9 protein-coding genes are annotated in these 17,441 nt (G+C 67.8%); 4 read left to right on the forward strand and 5 right to left on the reverse strand.

What is annotated here, in order from left to right:
- Positions 1-92 precede the first annotated feature (92 nt).
- From G3O00_RS06260 to G3O00_RS06270, 3 genes are all read right to left on the reverse strand, one after another.
- A complete protein-coding gene (locus G3O00_RS06260) occupies positions 93-1,100 on the reverse strand; it encodes a zinc-binding dehydrogenase (RefSeq protein WP_206142444.1) in 1,008 nt (335 codons plus the stop codon).
- A gap of 76 nt (positions 1,101-1,176) precedes the next feature.
- A complete protein-coding gene (locus G3O00_RS06265) occupies positions 1,177-1,617 on the reverse strand; it encodes a DoxX family protein (RefSeq protein WP_206142445.1) in 441 nt (146 codons plus the stop codon).
- Between the two features lie 74 nt (positions 1,618-1,691).
- Positions 1,692-2,813 carry an alkene reductase gene (locus G3O00_RS06270; protein ID WP_206142446.1) on the reverse strand — a complete coding sequence of 374 codons (1,122 nt, stop codon included), beginning with the start codon at positions 2,811-2,813 and terminating at the stop codon, positions 1,692-1,694.
- 143 nt (positions 2,814-2,956) lie between these two features.
- On the opposite strand from G3O00_RS06270, the gene G3O00_RS06275 reads away from it, so the two are divergent.
- Positions 2,957-3,865 carry a LysR family transcriptional regulator gene (locus G3O00_RS06275; protein ID WP_206142447.1) on the forward strand — a complete coding sequence of 303 codons (909 nt, stop codon included), beginning with the start codon at positions 2,957-2,959 and terminating at the stop codon, positions 3,863-3,865.
- Between the two features lie 136 nt (positions 3,866-4,001).
- On the opposite strand, the gene G3O00_RS06280 is transcribed toward G3O00_RS06275, so the two are convergent.
- Entirely contained in the window at positions 4,002-5,957 is a 1,956-nt protein-coding gene (locus tag G3O00_RS06280) for a Xaa-Pro dipeptidyl-peptidase (protein WP_206142448.1), read from the reverse strand.
- Between the two features lie 592 nt (positions 5,958-6,549).
- On the opposite strand from G3O00_RS06280, the gene G3O00_RS06285 reads away from it, so the two are divergent.
- Positions 6,550-7,362, forward strand: coding sequence for a hypothetical protein (locus G3O00_RS06285; RefSeq protein WP_206142449.1), 813 nt, complete (start codon positions 6,550-6,552; stop codon positions 7,360-7,362).
- Between the two features lie 39 nt (positions 7,363-7,401).
- On the opposite strand, the gene G3O00_RS06290 is transcribed toward G3O00_RS06285, so the two are convergent.
- Positions 7,402-8,670 carry a lipoprotein-releasing ABC transporter permease subunit gene (locus G3O00_RS06290; RefSeq protein WP_206142450.1) on the reverse strand — a complete coding sequence of 423 codons (1,269 nt, stop codon included), beginning with the start codon at positions 8,668-8,670 and terminating at the stop codon, positions 7,402-7,404.
- 284 nt (positions 8,671-8,954) lie between these two features.
- On the opposite strand from G3O00_RS06290, the gene G3O00_RS06295 reads away from it, so the two are divergent.
- The gene (locus G3O00_RS06295) at positions 8,955-14,963 is read left to right on the forward strand and encodes an alpha-2-macroglobulin (RefSeq protein ID WP_206142451.1); all 6,009 of its coding nucleotides are present in this window, start codon (positions 8,955-8,957) and stop codon (positions 14,961-14,963) included.
- Between the two features lie 54 nt (positions 14,964-15,017).
- Positions 15,018-17,432, forward strand: coding sequence for a penicillin-binding protein 1C (gene pbpC / locus G3O00_RS06300; protein ID WP_206142452.1), 2,415 nt, complete (start codon positions 15,018-15,020; stop codon positions 17,430-17,432).
- The last annotated feature ends 9 nt before the right edge of the window (positions 17,433-17,441 follow it).

The following is a 17,441-nucleotide window of genomic DNA, read 5'->3' on the forward strand; positions in this document are numbered from 1 at the left end:
CGCCCGGACAACGATTCGCCGCCAACCGTTTCGTCCGTGATCGATGCCCGCGTGCGACGGGTCCCGTGACTGTCGCAGGCGGACAAGAAGTGCTATCGATCGATACGCAGCACGAGCTTGCCGGTCGTCCCGCCCGACTCGAGCGTTGCATGCGCGTCGGCGATCGCGTCGAACGCATAGCTGCCGCCGATCAACGGCTTCAGCGCACCGGTGGCCAGCAGACCGAACAGCTCGCCGAGCGTTTGCCGCACGACGTGATCGGCGAGGAACGCATGCAAAGCGAAACCGGACAGGGAGCGGCAGCCGAAGATGAGCGCGTTCATCAGGCTTTCATCGACCGTAAGCATGTGGCCGCTTGCCGCGCCATAGCCGACGAAACGACCGTGCGGCGCAAGGCTGGACACGAGCGTGCGGGCCACGGTACCACCGATCGAATCGAAGACGACGTCGGGGCCCGTGCCGCCGGTTGCGGCGCCCAGTCGATCGACCCACGCCTCGTCGCGATAGCTGACGGCCTGATCGGCACCGAGTGCCCGCACCGTCGATAGCTTCTCCGTGGAACCGGCCAGGCCGACGATCGTCCGTGCGCCGTCGAGTCTCGCCAGCTGGATGAGCATCGAACCGACGCCCCCGGCTGCCGCGGTGATGGCGACGGATCTTGCGGCCACCGGCGTCTCGCGCAGCAGCACGCGGGCGACCAGGCCCTGCAGCATGACGGCCACGGCGTCGTCGTCCGACACCGCGTCGGGAATCGCGACGATCAGCGGCGCGCGTACCGTCACGTATTCGGCATAGCCGCCGGTTCCGCTCATGGCGCCGAACAGCGCCGCGGCCACGCGCTCGCCGATCCGGAAGTCCTGTACGTTTGCGCCGACGGCTTCGACGGTGCCGACCGTTTCCGATCCCAATATCGCCGGCAAAGTCGGTGCCGGCCCCGGATAGAGACCGGCGCGTTGCAGCGTTTCCGCGAAGTTCAGTCCGACGCGCGTCACGCGCACGAGGACTTCGTCGGGAGCCGGTGTCGGGCGCTCGATCATGACCGGACGGAGTACGGAGGGATCGCCGAAACGATCGATCTGAATGGCATTCATGGTGTTCACGGGAAAGTCTCGCTGGATGCGGGGGCGTTGCCCCCGGGGTGTGTGAGGTGTCGGGCAGGGCGCGGCGTCGGCCGGATCAATCCGGCAGGGACACCCGATTGTCGCGATCGAACGAGGCGCGCCCCGCGCCGTTCAGCACGAGCGCGAGCAGGCCGCCCGTCATCGACAGGTTCATCATGAAGAAGGTCTGTTGCGTCTGGTCGCCGCCGCCATGGAAGATCACCGCGGCGATGACCGAAAAGATCGCGAGCCCGAGCGCGGCGAGTCGCGTCATGAAGCCGGCGATCAGCGCGAGGCCGCCGGCGACCTCGACGAAGATCACGAGCGGCAGCAGTGTGCCCGGTACACCCATGTGGGCCATGTATTGCTGGGTGCCTGCGTAGTTGAAGATCTTGCTGATGCCCGCGCCGACGTAGACGCCGGCGATGAGGATGCGCACGAGGACGGACAGGATGGCGTTGACGGCGGGCGTCTGCGCAGCGGTTCGGTACAGTGCGTGGTTGAGCGATCGAATCATGGTGACTCCTTGTTCGAGGGGGGGCGGATCGGCGATCCGGTGCTGGGTTCAGCGGTTCGGGTTCAGGGGCGCGCTCATGCGCGGAACGGCGGGTAGTCGGTATAGCCGGCTTCGCCGCCGCCGTAGGCCATGGACATGTCCGCATGCGCGAGCGGCCGGTCGTGCCGGAGGCGTTCAGCGAAATCCGGGTTCGCGATGAACGGGTAGCCGAACGACACGAGATCGGCATGGCCATCGGAAAGCGCCGTTTCCGCACGTGTTTTCGTGTAGCCGTTGTTCGCGATGTAATGCCCGGCGAAGGCGTGACGCAGCGCGTCGTAGTCGAATGCGGGCGCCGCGTCCGGCGCGACCTGAGGGATGCCTTCGACGACATGGAGATAGACCGCGAGGCCGCTCAGCCGGTCGGCGAAGCGTTCGAACAGCGCTTGCGGATCGCTATCCGCAATTCCGCCGAAATGCGGCGTGACAGGTGAGATACGGACACCTAATCGATCGGGGCCAGAAACGAGACTGACTGCGCGCGCGACCTCGATTGGCAGTCGGAGCCGGTTGTCGATCGTGCCGCCGTAGTCGTCGGTCCGTCGATTCGTGCCGTCACGCAGGAACTGGTCGAGCAGATAGCCGTTGCCGGCATGAATCTCCACGCCGTCGAACCCGGCCTGAAATGCGGCACGAGTTGCCAGCACATATTGGCCGACGATGGCAGGCAATTCGGCGGTTTCGAGTGCGCGCGGTACCGGGTAGGGCTGCGGGCCGGTCGGCGTATAGGCGTCGCCGTCGGGCCGGATCGGTGACGGCGCGACCGGCAGTGCGCCGTCCGGCTGCAGGTCCGGGTGACCGATGCGGCCGACATGGGCCAGTTGCACGAAAATGCGGCCGCCTTCACGGTGCACCGCGTCGGTCACCTGTTTCCAGCCCGCGATCTGCGCATCGCTGTAGATGCCTGGCGTGAACGGATAGCCTTTGCCCGGTGGCGAGATCTGCGTTCCCTCGGTGACGATCAGGCCGGCCGAGGCCCGTTGTGCGTAGTAGGTCGCGTTCATCGGGCCGGGGGCGTCGCCGGCACCGGCACGGCTGCGCGTCATCGGCGCCATCACGATGCGATTCCTGAGCGTGATGCGCCCGAGTTCGATCGGATCGAACAGTGTCGGACGCGCAGGCGCCCGGGGCGGCGAGAGAAAGCTGTCGGTAGTCATGGTTCCATGTTCCTGTGACATTGACGGGGGACTGTCGACGCGAGGGGGGCGCGATCGACATGGCGTGACAGGAATGTAGGGGATCGTTTCGATCAAAACAATTGGCTAAAATGGATCGTTAAAATCAATTTTCTGGATAGATCGTGGATCGCAGCCCCAATCTGGATCAGCTTCGTGCGTTCGTCGCCGTCGTCGAGGCAGGCAGCTTTTCGGGGGCGGCGCGACGGCTCGGCAGGGCGCAATCGGTGGTGAGTTATGCGGTCGCCAGCCTTGAAGCGCAGTTGGGTATGCCGTTGTTCGAGCGTGGCAGACGTCGTCCGCAACTGACGGCGGCAGGCGAGGTCGTGCTCGCCGATGCACGTCGGCTCGACATGCTGATGGGGCAGTTGCAGGCGAAGACGGCCGGTTTGCGGGGCGGCGTGGAAGCCGAACTGTCGCTGGCCGTCGACGTGATGTTTCCGTTGCCGAAGCTGGTCGAAGGCATGCAGGCGTTTGCCGAGGCGTTCCCGACAGTCGCGCTCAACCTGGCGATCGAGGCGCTCGGCGGCGTCCTGAAGCTGGTGCTCGACGGCGGGTGTGTGCTCGGCATCAGTGGCCCGATCCCGAACTGGCCGGATGCGATCGACGCGACATCGATGGGGGCGCTCGAGTTGCTGACCGTTGCGGCGCCCATGCATCCGCTCGCGCTGCGCGACGCGCCCATACCGCTCTCTGAGGCGCGCGAGCATACGCAGATCGTGCTCACCGACCGCAGCAAGGTCACCGACGGGCAGTCGTTCGGAATCTATGCGACCCGCACCTGGAAGGTGGCCGACCTCGGCGCGAAGCATCGATTGCTGCTCGCGGGGCTTGGCTGGGGATCGATGCCCATGCATCTGATCGAGGACGATCTGCAGTCGGGCCGTCTCGTGCCGGTGCAACTGGCCGACCGACGCACGTTTCGCTACGGGCTGTCGCTGATCCGGCGTGCGGATCGCGCGATCGGTCCGGCTGCACAGTGGCTAATCGATTATTGGAGTCGCCAGGGCGATCCGAACGGGCGGCGGGCCTGACCCATGTCCAGCGGCGACCGGCCGGGCAGGTCGCCCGGCCAGCCTTGCAACTCGCAACGATTGAAGGCTGGCCGGACGTTCGGCTGTGTCGGCTACGCGGGCCGGCTGACGTGCGTTCCGCGCGCCGCACGCCTGCTCAGGACGAAGCCAGCGGCACCGTCACCGACGTACCGGCCGGATCGAGCGTCAGGCCCGTGCCCGGTGTCGGCCGCAGCGTGGCCTCGTTGTCGCTGGACAGCACGACGAGCCCCAGCCGGTGGCCGGCTTCCAGCTTGTAGTCACGCGGCATGAACGTCAGCTTCAGGTCGTACGGCATGCCGGGCAGCACGGGCTCCGAGCGCCATTCGGACCACCGGTTGCGCGGGTCGGTCCACGCGCGCGTGACGATCGTGGCCGTACCGTCCGGCGCGCGATCGACCAGCAGGGCGGTCACGTTGGCCACCGCCGTGAAGGTCAGCCTGACGCGTGCGGTCGCTGAACCGGACAGGCGTGTCGCGGCCGTGAGCGGCGCGGTCTCGAACCGGCTGCGGTTCTCGCCGGTCGGCGCGTTCGCCAGCGTGAGCGCGGTAATGCGCGCGTCGTCGGTGAAGCGGGCGAGCGGGACGCCGGTCGGCAGCCGCAGCAGCGTGCCGGTGCCCGCGCCGTCGCCGCCCGCGAAGTACGTGACCGGCGTGGCGTGGCGTGCGGCCCAGTCCGCTTCCTTCAGCAGCGTGCCGTCCGCCTGCTCGATCACCGCGCGCGGATCGCGTTCGACGCCGTTGTCGAAACCGATCAGGTAGCGCGTAAACCAGCGGTTCACTTCCGCGGTCCACGCATCGGCCATCGCCGGCACGCGGGTCGGGTCGGTGTGCTTCAGGCGATGCAGCCACAGCTGCGTCGGCACGCCCTGGCGTCGCATCGCGAGATGCCACAGCGTCGACTGGTCGACCCGCACGTTGTCGTCGGTCAGCCCCTGCGCGACGAGCGCCGGTGCGACCGCGTACGCGGTGGGAATGTCGCGCGCGGCCCAGAACGGCGAATAGTCGCCGGTCTTGCGGTCTTCCTGCTGCAGCGCCTCGTCGATCAGGTGCGTGCAGCGCTCCGGATGCGCGTTCGTCAGCAGCGCCTTGATGTACACGTCGACGTCTTCGCCCTGATAGCCTTCCGGCGCGCGCACGAGGCCGCCCGAACGGTAGTAGCCGTACATGTTCGTCAGCCCGGCCACCGGCACGATCGCGTCGAGCCCGCGCGTGCGCAGGCTCGCGACCATCTTCGGCAGCGTGCCGTCGTACGACACGCCGTACATGCCGACGTGGCCCGTCGACCAGTTCGCGACGACCGTCTTGCCGTTCGCGTCTTTCGCGGTCGCGTCGCGGCCGAGCCAGCGGATCACCGATGCCATCGCGACCGATTCGTCGCGCGTGAGGATCGTCGGGCAGCCGTCCGAGCCGGCGGTGCCGAGCGAATCCGCGTAGACGATCGTGAAGCCGCGCGGGATGAAGTAGCTCTCGATCCACGAGCGTCCGGCGGCGGCCGCTTCGACCTGCTGCAGCATCCGCACCTGCGGCGCGGCGGCCATGATGCGCGCGGAGGCGCCGGTCGCTGCCGTGGCCGCAGTCGCGGCCGGATGCGGCGTGCCGTCGAGTTCGACGTCGACGTTGTGGTCGGGGCTGTCGGCGAGGCCCGCGTAGTACGGGCTCGCGAGCACGATGACGGGCGTGCGGGCGCCGTTCGCGGTTTCGGTCGGGCGCACGATGCGCACGTGGATGCGGTCGCGCGTGCCGTCGCCGTCGGAATCGACCGGCGTGTCGACCCACGCGTTCTCCTCGATCGTGCCGCCCGAGAGCGACGGCTGCACCTGGCCGTTCGTGATCACGGGCCGGTAGCGGCCGCCGCTCGCCGGATTGGCGTAGGGCACGCCGGACGGCGAAATGCGTGATGCGAGCGACTGCTTGTCGGCCGCCGATGCGGCGGCCCCCTCCTGTTGGCCCTGCGCGAGCGCGGAGACGCCCGCCACGCTGCCGCCGTCGTCGCCGCCGCACGCGGCGAGCGTCGCGGCTGCAACGAGCGCGGGAAGCCACGCGCGACGCAATCCGGTTCGATGAATGTCCATTGTCGACCTCTTCTTTTGATTGTCTGGAACCGGACGGCCCGCGATATGCCCCCTGCGGCCCGGCCGGGTGCTGCATCGGATGAAACGGAACTGCACCTGCGAAAGCGCCGGGCACGATGCCCGGGTGTCACGGCCGGTGTCGATGCGCGTCACGCATCGCGCCACCCGGCGAGCATCGGGGCGACTGCATCGCCCCGAATGGAAAGCGTCAGTGCGGCGGCTGATTCGGGTCGCGCGGTCGATACGAGGCACGCGGCACGAAATGAATGCAGGAGTGCGAATCAAATGCGGGCATGCCCGATCTTCCTTCAGGTTTCAGACGAAACGGAACGGCACGATGCGATGAGGCGGGGATGGAGCGAACGGCGGTGCTGCAACGGCAGGAAAGCGCGACGTGAGTCGGCGGGGCTGGCCGGATTGCTTTCCGGAAGCTTGCGCAAAACTTATCTCAGTGAAATCTCGGTGTCAAACTTTTTTAGTTTGAGTCAAACAAAGTTTTGAAGCACGCCGAGCGATCGACCTGCGATCGGTCTAAATTTCCGTGAAATCTGTCCGTAAACGGTAAAAAACACGTTGAAAGGAGAGAGAGGGCATGACGATTTCTGTCACGGCAGCGAGCGGCCTTTCGCTCGCGCAGATGGCGCAGGAAGCGGCGCTCGACGGGCGCCAGCAGACGGACGCGGCGTCCGGGCAAGCGCAGGACACGCCGATTACCATCCGGGCGCTGGACCTGAACGCGATGCAGGCGGCGCGCATGAAGCAGATGTCGATGCTGGGCGACCTGTCGACGAAGCTGCACGACGTCACCAGCCAGCTCGCGACGAGCCTGCACGAGATCATCGCGAAGCGTCCGGACCTGGCCGACGCGCAGTTCGACTTCAAGACCGACGACGGCCGGATCCAGGTCGTGTCGAAGACGATGACGGAAAGCGATCGCGCGTGGGTGGAGTCGACGCTGAACGCGAACGCGGGCCTCGTGCTCGCGACGCGCGCGTTTCACCAGCAGGCCGTCGACTTCGCCGGGCAGGGCGCGGCGGCCGTCGGCGAGACGTTCACGGACGACGATCGCAAGGTGGCCAGCCAGCGCGCCGACGCCGACTTCCTTTTCATGAAGGAGATGAATGCGTCCGTCGCGCGCAACCAGAAGTTCGAAGAGGTCGGCGGGCATTTCACCGCGCAGGACGGCACACCGCTGAAGTTCGACCAGTCGGCCGGCAGCGCGCGCGGCACGCTGGCGTTGCTGGATACCGACCGTCAACTGTCGTCGGGCGCGGCGATCTTCGTCGACGATACGGGGCAGAAGACCTACGGCCGACGCGCGGGCCTGATCGACGTCGGCTTCGGGGCAGCCTTCGAGGACATCCTGAACGGCCGCAACAGCATCGGTTTCCACGAGATCGCCTGACGACGCGCGTCGCGGAGCCCGGCGCCGGACGCCGCGCGCCTATTCGTCGCGCAGCGCCTCGGCCGGCCGTACCCGCGCGGCGCGCCAGCTCGGGTACAGCGTCGCGACGCACGACATCAGGAACGCGGCCGCGGCGATCTCGATCACGTCGGTCGCCGCGAGCTTCGACGGCAGCGAGCTGAGGAAGTACACGGACGGCGTCAGGAAGCGGATGCCGAGCAACTGCTCGATCGCCGGCAGCACCCACGGGATGCTCACCGCGATTGCGCAGCCGAGCGCGACGCCCGCCAGCGTGCCGGCGAGGCCGATCGTCATCCCCTGGATCGCGAAGATCTTCATGATCGACCCGGGCGGCGCGCCGAGCGTGCGCAGGATCGCGATATCGCCCTGCTTCTGCGTGACGGTCATCACGAGCGACGACACGAGGTTGAACGCGGCGACCGCGACGATCAGCATCAGGATCAGCGACAGCATGCGCTTTTGCAGCCGCTCGGCTTCGAACCACGTGCGGTTCTGCCGCGTCCAGTCGCGGATATAGAGGTCGCCCGACAGCGTGCGCGACAGTTCCAGGGCGACGTCCGGCGCGCGCTGCAGATCGTCGAGGCGCAGCCGGATGCCGGTCGGCGCGCGTACGTTGAACAGCGTCTGCGCGTCGCGGAGATGGATGTAGGCGAGCGCGCTGTCGTACTGGTAGTGGCCCGACTCGAACGTGCCGACCACGTTGAACTGCCGGAACTGCGGCAGCGCGTCGCCGATGCGCGCGCGGTTGCCGGGCGCGAAGAACGTGATGCGGTCGCCGATCTTCACGTGCAGCGCGTCGGCCAGCGCCGAACCGAGCACGATGCCCATCTCGCCCGGCACGAGCGCGTCGAGCCGCCCGGTTTTCAGCTTGCGAGCGATCTCGGACACCCGCGGCTCCAGCACGGGATCGATGCCGCGCAGCGCGACGCCCGTCACGCTGCCCGCATTCGTCAGCAGCGCCTGCGCGTCGACATAGGGCGCGACGGCGCGCACCGCCGGATTCTGCAGCGATTCGTGCGCGGTGAGCCGCCAGTCGGGCATCGCGCCGGTCGGCGAGAAGATTTCCACGTGCGCGAGTACCGACAGCATCCGGTCGCGCACTTCGGTCCGGAATCCGTTCATCACCGACAAGACGACGATCAGCGCGGCGACGCCGAGCGCGATGCCGGCCATCGCGGCGCCGGCAATGAACGACACGAAGCCGTCGCCGGCCGCGCGCCGGCCGCCGCGCGCATAGCGCAGCCCGATCTGCCATTCGAACGGGAGTTTCAAGCGGTTTCCTTTCATTTTGATTCGAATCATGCCGAGCCGCGCATTCTAGCGAACCCGGCGTGACCGCGCGCAGCGGTCGGCCGGCGAGCCGAAATCCGCCCGACCGGCCGGTTATCCGGCAGCGTTGCGCGGCGGCACACCGATATTTCCATCGTTTCGGGTCTGATCGATAATGGCGCCCAGCATCCGGTCGAACATACCAAGCAATTACGGCGCAACCGGGCCGCGCCGTCACAGACCCATAACAATTCGGGGAAGGTTGCCGCACCAGGCAGCATGTCCTTGACAAGGAAATAACAATGGATTTGCTGCGCTTCCTGTTGCTCCTGCCGATTCGCGTGGCGGGCTTCGTCTGGTGGCTCCTCGGCTGCGCGCTGCGGCCGCTGGTCGGCGACGTGTCGTGGACGGCGCCCGCGTGGATGGGCGTCACCGTCGCGGCCGTGCGCCGCCGCCCGTGGCATGCCGGCGGCCTCGTGCTGCTCGCGGCCGCGCTCGGCTACGGCGGGTACTGGTTCAAGCACCGCCCGAAGCCGCCGGCGCCCGAGCCCGTCAGCTTCCCCGTGAAGGCGCCGGCGATCACCACCTATGAGGTGGACGACACCGACAAGCCGAAGATCACCGTGCATCCGCTCGAAGTCGTGTTCGCGCAATCGGCGGCGCCGATCGAACAGGTCGGCAAGCCGGCCGGCGACGGCATCGAGATGACGCCCGCGCTGAAAGGCGCATGGGAGTGGGCCGACGACAAGACGCTGCGCTTCACGCCGGCGGCCGACTGGCCGGTCGGTGCGCACGTCGAGGTGCGTTTCGCGGTGCACCGGGTGTTCGCGCCGCAGGTGACGATGCACGACGACCGCTTCGCCTTCGACCTGCCCGCGTTCGCCGCGACGTTCGGCAACAATGAGTTCTACCAGAACCCCGACAATCCGGCAGAGAAGCAGGCGCTGCTGCAGTTGCGCTTCAACTACCCGGTCGATCCGGCCGAATTCGAGAAGCGCATCGGCCTCGTGCTGGTTGGCCGCGACGGCAAGAATTCGACGCCGCTGCGCTACACGGTCAACTACGACAAGATGAAGACGAGCGCGTGGGTCTACTCGCAGCCGCTCGAGATTCCGCGCGATCCGCTGGTGGCCCGGCTCGACGTCGACAAGGGCGTGAAGAGTTCGCGCGGCGGCAACGGCACGCCGGACGTGCTGCATGCGTCGGTCAACGTGCCGGGGCTCTACAGCCTGTCGATCGCCAACATCGCGCCGACGCTCGTCGACAACGAGCGCTACGAGCCCGAGCAGGTACTCGTCGCGGAAGCGTCGGACGGCGTGCGCAGCGCCGACCTGGCCGCGCGCGCCAAGGCGTGGGTGTTGCCGAAGCGCAAGCCGGGCGTCGACCAGTCGGACGACGATCCGCCGTACGAATGGAACGTGGCCGACATCAGCGATGCGGTGCTCAAGCAGTCGAAGCCGCTGCCGCTCGACGCGGTGCCGACCGAGAACGACTACGCGACGCTGCAAAGCTTCAAGTACCACGCGACGCCGGGCGATCGCATCGTCGTGCGTTTCGCGGGCGACCTGAAATCGGCGGGCGGCTACCTGCTCGCCGAGCCGGTGACGACCGCCTTCACGGTGCCCGACTATCCGAAGCTGCTGCGCTTCATGGCCGACGGTTCGCTGTTGTCGATGAGCGGCAGCAAGCGGCTGTCGGTCGTGTCGCGCAACCTGCCGGGGATGAAGGTCGAGATCGGCCGCGTGCTGCCCGACCAGCTCCAGCATCTGGTGAGCTTCAACAACGGCACGTACGCGCGGCCCGAGCTGTCGTATTCGTTCAGCGAGGATCACATCGTCGAGCGCTTCGTGCAGACCCGCGCGTTCCCGGCCGGCGACCCCGGCAAGGCGCATTACGAAGGCATCGATCTCGGCCAGTACCTGAAAGGCGGCAAGCGCGGCGTGTTCCTGCTGCACCTGACGAAGTACGACCCGGCGGCCGAGAAGAAGAAGGCCGACGATGCGAAGGATAGCGATGCATCGTCCGGCGACGGCAGCCAGGATCAGTCCGACAACGCCGATTCGAGCGACAGCAACGGCAACAGCAACGGCGACGACAGCGACAACGCGCTCGGCGACACGCGCCTGATCGTCGTGACCGATCTCGGGATGCTGGTCAAGAAGGCGCTCGACGGCAGCCAGGACGTGTTCGTCCAGTCGATCCGCAATGGCCGCCCGGTTGCGGGCGCAACCGTGTCGGTGCTCGCGGTGAACGGCCAGGCGCTGTTCACGCAGACCACGAACGCCGACGGCATCGTGCATTTCCCCGCGTTCAAGGGGCTCGACCGCGAGAAGCGGCCGCAACTGTATGTCGTGAAGAAGGACACCGACCTGTCGTTCCTGCCGGTGGCCGGCCGCGATCGCCAGCTCGACTTCTCGCGTTTCGACGTCGACGGCGAGCGCAATGCGACGGGCCAGGGGCAACTGTCCGCCTATCTGTTCTCGGATCGCGGCCTGTATCGCCCCGGCGATCCGTTCCACATCGGCCTGATCGTGCGCGCGGCGAGCTGGGCGCGCAGCCCGGCCGGCGTGCCGCTGCAGGCGGAGATCGTCGACCCGCGCGGGATCACCGTCGAACGCAAGCCGGTGACGGTCGATGCGACGGGCTTCACCGAGCTCGGCTATACGACCGCCGAAACCGCGCCGACCGGCACGTGGACGGTCAACCTGTACATCGTCAAGGACGGCCAGCCCGGCGCCGAGCCGATCGGCAGCACGACGGTGCAGGTGAAGGAGTTCCTGCCCGACCGGATGAAGGTCGACGCGAAGCTGTCGCAGCAGGTCGTCGAAGGGTGGGTGAAGCCGAAGGGGCTGAAGGGCATCGTCGATGCGCAGAACCTGTTCGGCACGCCGGCGGAGAAGCGCCGCGTCGCGGCGACGCTGACGCTGCGCCCGGTGTGGCCGTCGTTCCGCAGCTGGCAGGGCTATCACTTCTTCGATGCACGCCGCGCGAAGGAGGGCTATACGACGACGCTGCAGGACGGCACGACCGACGACAAGGGCCATGCCGAGTTCGATCTCGATCTCGACAAGTACGCGGACGCGACCTACCAGCTCTACTTCCAGGCGAAGGCCTATGAAGCGGAAGGCGGGCGCAACGTCGCCGCGAACGCGCAGACGCTCGTGTCGAACAACGACTGGCTCGTCGGCTACAAGTCGGTCGACGATCTCGGCTACGTGAAGCGCGGCAGCCCGCGCACGGTGCGGCTCGTCGCGATCGATCCGAACGCGAAGGCGATCGACGTGAAGGACCTGCGCGCACAGCTTGTCGAGGAACGCTACGTGTCGGTGCTGACCAAGCAGGATTCCGGCGCGTACAAATACGATTCGCGGCTGAAGGAGGTGCCGGTCGACGAGAAGCCGCTGGCGATTCCGGCAGCCGGGCTCGACTTCGCGCTGCGTACCGACAAGCCGGGCAGCTATGCGCTCGTGATCCGCAACGCGGACGGCGCCGCGGTGAACCGGATCGAGTATTCGGTCACGGGCGACGCGAACGTCACGCGCTCGCTCGACCGCAACGCGGAGCTGCAGGTGACGCTCGCGAAGCACGACTACAAGCCGGGCGAGCAGGTCGAGATCGCGATCCGCGCGCCTTACGCGGGCAGCGGCCTGATCACGATCGAGCGCGACAAGGTGTATGCGCACGCGTGGTTCCATGCGGACACGACGAGCTCGATCCAGCACATCACCGTGCCGGCCGGCTTCGAGGGCAATGGCTACATCAACGTGCAGTACATTCGCGATCCGTCGTCCGATGAAATCTTCATGAGCCCGCTGAGCTATGGCGTCGTGCCGTTCTCGGTGAACCTCGACGCGCGCCGCAATGCGGTATCGGTCGATGCGCCGGCGCTTGTGAAGCCCGGCGACCCGGTGAATTTCACCGTGCATTCGGCGAAGCCCGCGAAGGTCGTCGTGTTCGCGGTCGACGAGGGCATCCTGCAGGTTGCGCGCTACAAGCTCGGCGATCCGCTGAAGTTCTTCTTCCGCAAGCGGATGCTCGAAGTCGGCACGTCGCAGATCCTCGACCTGATCCTGCCGGACTTCGAGAAGCTGATGGCGATGGCCGCGCCGGGCGGCGACGCCGACGATGCGATCGGCCGCCAGCTGAACCCGTTCAAGCGCAAGCGCGACAAGCCGGTCGTCTACTGGTCGGGGATCGTCGACGTGAACGGCGACACGCGCCTGAGCTACACCGTGCCCGACTATTTCAACGGCAAGCTGCGCGTGATGGCCGTGTCGGTATCGCCGGACCTGGTCGGCACGTTCGAAGGCGCGACGACCGTGCGCGGCGATTTCGTGCTGTCGCCGAACGTGCCGACGACGCTCGCGCCGGGAGACGAAGCCGACGTCAGCGTCGGTGTCGCGAACAACCTGACGGGTGTCGGCAACCAGCCGGTGCCGGTCGCGGTCACGCTGAAGACGGGCCCGCAATTGCAGGTGATCGGGCCGGCCACGCAGAACGTCGCGCTCGCGCCGCAGCACGAGGGTGTCGCCATGTTCCGCGTGAAGGCGACCGATACGCTCGGCTCGGGATCGCTGTCGTTCGGCGCGCGCTATGGCGCGAAAGGGGCGCAGCAGCGGGTCGACGTGTCGGTGCGGCCGGCCGCCGCGTTCCGCACGCAGCTCGACATCGCGCGGCTCGATCCGGGCAAGAAGGCAAGCGTGCCGAACCTGCGGTCGATGTACGACGCGTATGCGTCACGCGATGCGAGCATCTCGACCGCGCCGCTCGTGCTGTCCGAAGGGTTGTCGTCGTATCTCGTCAACTTCGAGCACTACTGCAGCGAGCAGATGGTGAGCGCGTCGGTGCCGCGCGTGTTCGCGGCGAAGTGGCTGTCGGTGCGCGCGCTGACGAGCGCGATGCATGCGACCGACGCCGGCGCCGACGCGACGAATGCGGCGGCGATCACGCAGTTCCTCGGTGTGCTGCGCAGCCGGCAGAACGCGCAGGGCGGGTTCGGGCTGTGGAGCGCGACACCCGATGCGGATCCGTTTGTGTCCGCGTACGCGATGCACGTGCTGCTCGACGCGCGCGAGCGCGGCATCGCGGTACCGAAGGACATGCTCGACGCGGGCAACCAGTATCTGCAGAAGCTCGCGGCGAACGATTCGCTCGGCTCGCTCGACCTGCTGCGGCAGCGCGCGTACGCGGTGTATCTGCTGACGCGCCAGGGCAACGTGACGACCAACAGCCTCGCGGCCGTGCAGAAGCGGCTGCAGGATGCGTATCCGAACGACTGGAAGAACGATCTCGCGGCCGCGTGGCTCGCCGCGTCGTACCAGCTGCTGAAGCAGGACAAGGAGGCCGCGACGCTGATCGCGGGCCCGCAGGCGCTACTCGAGCGCAAGCGTGCATCCGACGGCGGCTACGTGACCGGCTACTACCTCGATCCGCTGACGCGCGACGCGAGCGTGCTGTACCTGATCGCGAAGCACTTCCCGGACCGTGTGAGCAAGCTGTCGCCGCGCGCGATGGACAACCTCGCCGCGCCGCTCGTCGACAACCGCTACAACACGCTGTCGTCGGCGATGACGATCCTCGCGCTCGATGCGTATGCGGCGTCGAGCGCGGGCCAGCTCGACCAGCTCGCGATCGACGAGGTGCGCGCGGGCGCCGCGGCAAAGGACGTATCGTCGATCCAGGCGAACCTCGTGCGCTCGGGCACGTGGTCGGCCGGTGCGTCGCGCGTCGATTTCGTGAACGGCAGCACGTTGCCGGCATGGTGGGTCACGAGCCAGTCGGGCTACGATCGCGGCACGTCGACGAAGGCGATCAAGAACGGGCTGGAGATCGTGCGCGACTACACCGACACGGACGGCAAGCCGCTCGACAAGATCACGGTCGGCCAGGAGATCGACGTGCACCTGAAGATCCGGGCGACGGGCTCGGCGAGCGTCGGCAACATCGCGATCGTCGACCTGTTGCCGGGCGGCTTCGATCCGGTGATCGCGCCGCCGCCTGTCACCGACGCGCAGGATGGCGACAGCAATGGCGACGGCGGCGCGTCGGCGCCGGTGGCCGATGCACCGTGGCGTTCGCCGATCGGCGTGAAGGGTTCCACGTGGCAGCCGCAGTTCGCGGACGTGCGCGAGGATCGTGTGGTGATCTACGGCACCGCGACGACCGACGTGCACGAGTTCGTCTACCGGATCAAGGCGAGCAACGCGGGCCGCTTCATCGCGCCGCCGGCATACGGCGAGTCGATGTACGACCGCCGCTTGCAGGCCCAGGCGCCCGGCGGTACGACACTGACGGTGGAGCGCGTGCGATGACGATGAGGCTGCAACGTCGTTACCGGCCGCGCCGGGTGCGAGGAGCGCCCGCGCGTGACTGACGACGTTTCGGTGCGCCGGCGCGTGCTGCACGGCGCCGGCCGCTGGCTGCATCGCTGGCAGAACTGGATCGCCGGCGCGCTGCTCGTGTTCGTGGCGCTGGCCGCGTGCCGGCTGTGGCCGCATCCGCCGCTGCGCGACTGGAAGCCGTCGTCGGTCGCGGTAACCGACACACAGGGTCGCGTGCTGCGGCTCACGCTCGCGAAGGACGACCGCTACCGGCTGTGGGTGCCGCTCGACCGGATGTCGCCGCAACTCGTCGAAGCCGTGATGCTGCACGAGGACCGCTGGTTCTGGTGGCATCCCGGCTTCAACCCGTACGGGCTCGCGCGCGGCGCGTGGATCACGTACGTGCGCGGCGGCAATCCGCAGGGCGGCTCGACGCTGACGATGCAGCTCGCACGCTCGCTGTGGCGGCTGAACACGCGCACGCCGGCCGGCAAGCTCGAGCAGGTTGCGCGCGCGGTGCAGCTCGAACTCTTCTATTCGAAGCGGCAGATCCTCGAAGCGTATCTGAACGATGCGCCGTACGGCCGCAACGTCGAAGGCGCGGGCACCGCGAGCGTCGTCTATTTCGACCGGATGCCCGACGCGCTCACCCTGCCGGAGGCGCTCGCGCTCGCGGTGATTCCGCAGGACCCGGCGCGGCGTGTGCGCGGCGGGCAGGATGAAATCAACCGCGCGCTGGCCGCGTCGCGCAACCGGCTGTATGCGCGCTGGCTGACGAAGCATCCGGGCGATGCATCGTTCAAGCCGCTGTTCGCGTTGCCGCTTGCGATGCGGCCGTTGTCCGCGCTGCCGTTCGATGCACCGCATGCGGTCGACCAGGCACTCGCCGCGCGCAGCGCGTGGCGTACGACCTCGAGCGCGGCGGCGAACGACAGCGACGCCGACGCGCGGCTCGTGACGACGCTCGATCTTGACCTGCAGCACACGCTCGAACGGCAGATCGCACGCTATGTCGCACGCAACGATACGCGCGGCGTGCGCAACGCGGCGGCGATCCTCGTCGATACGCGCGACATGGGGGTGAAGGCGCTCGTAGGCTCCGCGAACTTCTTCGACCGCACGATCGACGGGCAGGTGAACGGCACGCTCGCGCGGCGTTCACCCGGCTCGACGCTCAAGCCGTTCATCTATGCGCTCGGCTTCGATCAGGGCGTGCTGCACCCGCAGACGGTACTGCGCGACGTGCCGACCGCATTCGGCCCGTATGCGCCGGAGAATTTCGACGGCCACTTCCTCGGGCCGATCACCGCGACAGATGCGCTGAACCGCAGCCGCAACGTGCCGGCCGTGTGGGTCGCGTCGCAGCTCAAGTCGCCGGATCTGTACCGGTTCCTGCAGGAAGCCGGCGTGCGCCGGCTCGCGAGCGCGCAGCACTACGGGCTTGCACTCGTGCTCGGCGGCGGCGAAGTGACGATGCAGGATCTTGCGGCGCTCTATGCGATGCTCGCGAATCGCGGCGAGTTCCGGCCGCTGCGGTTGCGCGCGGACGAACCGGCGCTGCCCGGCCGGCGTCTGCTCAGCGCCGAGGCGAGCTACATGACGATGGACATGCTGCGCCAGCATCTGCGCCCCGACGAGACGAGCGGCGCGCAGCCATCGAGCGTGCCGGTCTACTGGAAGACCGGCACGTCGTGGTCGTTCCGCGATGCGTGGACGGCTGGCGTGTTCGGCCCGTACGTGCTGGTCGTGTGGGTCGGCAATTTCGACAACTCGACCAACACGGCGTTCGTCGGCGTCGATGCGGCCGCACCGCTGTTCTTTCAGGTTGTCGATGCGCTGAATGCCGAGCGCACGCTCGTCGAGCCGCCGCGTGCGGTGCCGCCGAAGCTGAAGCGCGTGCGGATCTGCCTCGCGAGCGGCGACTTGCCGAACGAGTGGTGCCCGCAGCAGGGCTGGACGTGGTTCATGCCGGGCACGTCGCCGATCCGCGTGAGTACCGTGCACCGGCCGGTCGTGATCGACGATGCGACAGGGAAGGCCGCGTGCCCGCCGTACGACGGCAAGCGCACGCATACGGAGATCTTCGAGTTCTGGCCGTCGGATCTGCAACAGGTGTTCGTGCAGGCCGGCATTCCGCGCCGGCGGCCGCCGCAGAACGCGGACTGCCGCGACGCCGGGCAGGTCGAGGGCGATCCGCCGCGCATCACGTCGCCGCTGCGCGGCAGTACGTATGCGATGCGCGTGACGCGTACCGAGGAGACGCGCATCGCGTTCAACGCGACGGCCGATGCGAGCGCGCATGCGCTGTACTGGTTCGTCAACGATGCGTTTGTCGGGCGCAGTGCGCCGGGCGATGCGCTGTTCTGGCAGCCGCGGACGGCCGGCAACTACACGGTGCGGGTGGTCGACGATCACGGGCGGAGCGATCAGCGGCCGTTGGTGGTCGGGTTGGAGCAGTAGGGGCAGGCA

The organism is Burkholderia sp. Ac-20384 (assembly GCF_017104605.1).
Taxonomy (GTDB): Bacteria; Pseudomonadota; Gammaproteobacteria; order Burkholderiales; family Burkholderiaceae; genus Burkholderia; species Burkholderia lata.

Bases quoted from the DNA above. Each gene is read 5' to 3' on its own strand.
- G3O00_RS06265 (WP_206142445.1), bottom strand. From the start codon at position 1,617: ATGATTCGATCGCTCAACCACGCACTGTACCGAACCGCTGCGCAGACG.
- G3O00_RS06270 (WP_206142446.1), bottom strand. From the start codon at position 2,813: ATGACTACCGACAGCTTTCTCTCGCCGCCCCGGGCGCCTGCGCGTCCG.
- G3O00_RS06280 (WP_206142448.1), bottom strand. From the start codon at position 5,957: ATGGACATTCATCGAACCGGATTGCGTCGCGCGTGGCTTCCCGCGCTC.
- G3O00_RS06285 (WP_206142449.1), top strand. From the start codon at position 6,550: ATGACGATTTCTGTCACGGCAGCGAGCGGCCTTTCGCTCGCGCAGATG.
- G3O00_RS06290 (WP_206142450.1), bottom strand. From the start codon at position 8,670: ATGAAAGGAAACCGCTTGAAACTCCCGTTCGAATGGCAGATCGGGCTG.
- G3O00_RS06295 (WP_206142451.1), top strand. From the start codon at position 8,955: ATGGATTTGCTGCGCTTCCTGTTGCTCCTGCCGATTCGCGTGGCGGGC.